Raw genomic sequence first — 1,708 nt, forward strand, 5'->3', positions numbered from 1 at the left:
GTTCCATTCGTGTAGGACCAGGTCTCGTTCGCCTGGGGCGAGGACGTCGATGTCGCCGACGGTCGTGGTGGGTTGGGATGCGACGGTGGTCAGGATTCGGTTGAAGCGGTCGGCGAAGTCTTGCACGGTGGCTTGGTCGAACAGGTCGGTGGCGTAGGTGAATGCCGCTGACATGCCGTGGGGTTCGCCGCGGCGTTCGATGTTTTCCACCAGTGTCAGTTGTAGATCGAACTTGGCCAGCGGCACCGCGAGGTCCACTCCTGATACCGAAAGGCCAGGCAGTTCCAGTTCGGTGTGTGCGAGGTTCTGGAAGGTCAGCATCACCTGGAACAGTGGATGACGCCCTGCCGAACGCACCGGGTCCAGCAACTCCACCAGCCGCTCGAACGGAACATCAGCGTGACCGAACGCCTCGACATCGGCTTCACGCACCGCACGCAACAGCTGATCGAAACGCGTGCCCGAGTCGACCTCGGTGCGCAGCACCAATGTGTTGACGAACATGCCGACCACATCATCCAACGCCGCCTCGCCACGTCCGGCGATCGGAGTTCCCACCGCGATGTCACCGGTGCCCGACAACCGAGCCAACAACACAGCCAGCGCCGCGTGCATCACCATGAACAACGTCGAATTGTGGGTGTGGGCAAGGCGGCTCAACGCCGCGTGCACATCAGCATCTATTTCGAAGCCGACCGTGGCGCCGCGGTGCGAGGCGACCGCGGGACGTGCCCGATCCGCGGGCAACTCCAACTGTTCAGGCAAGCCTGCCAATGTGCTGCGCCAGAACGAGATCTGCTGCGCCAGTACCGAATCCGGGTCGTCTTCGTCACCGAGAACCGCACGCTGCCATATCGCATAGTCGGCGTATTGCACCGGCAACGGTGACCATTGCGGCACGCGACCACGCACCCGGTCCGCGTATGCGCCCATCAGGTCACGAGCCAACGGGCCCATGGAGAACCCGTCACCAGCGATATGGTGCACCACACAGATCAACACATGCTCGGTCTCGCTCAACGCGAGTAGCCGCACCCGTACCGGCGGCCTGCTGGTCACGTCGAAACCGTCTGTCACCACGGCAGCGACGAACGCGGGCACCTCGCTGTGGTGGGCCTGCTCGATCATGAACTCCGGTACCGCGCGCACATCACCGGTCGGCAGCACCAGCTGGTAGCCCTCGCCATCGATCTCCGGGTAGACGGTACGCAGTACCTCGTGCCGTTCGGCGAGGTCGCCCACCGCAGCCCGCAACGCCTCGACATCCAGCCGGCCCGACAAACGCACCGCCACCGGGATGTTGTCTACCGCGCTACCCGGATCGAAACGGTTGAGAAACCACATCCGCTGTTGGGCATACGACAACGGCACCCGCACCGGTCGCGGGCCCGCACGCAACGCTTGGCCCACCACCGAACCCACATGCTGTTCCACACGCGCCGCCAACGCGGCGACAGTTGTCGCCTCGAACAACAACTGCACCGGCACCCGCACACCCAACGCCGAACCGACCCGTGCCGCGGCCTGCGCGGCAAGCAACGAATTACCGCCGAGCTCGAAGAAGTCGTCGTCCGCCCCGACCCGGCCGTCCTCCTCAAACACCAGCAACGCCCCGAACACCTCGGCCACGACCTCCTCAACCGGCGTCGAAGGCGCACGAAACACACGCGCAGCAAAAACAGGCTCCGGCAACACCGCACGATCAAGC

General features: G+C 64.4%; 1 protein-coding gene. It reads right to left on the reverse strand.

Going from position 1 to position 1,708, the window contains the following annotated elements; all coding sequences use genetic code 11:
* A partial coding sequence (locus tag AB0H00_RS31940; RefSeq protein ID WP_357273668.1) for a condensation domain-containing protein occupies positions 1–1,708 on the reverse strand: 1,708 nt, incomplete at both ends.

It is taken from the genome of Nocardia sp. NPDC023852 (assembly GCF_040639505.1).
GTDB lineage: Bacteria > Actinomycetota > Actinomycetes > Mycobacteriales > Mycobacteriaceae > Nocardia.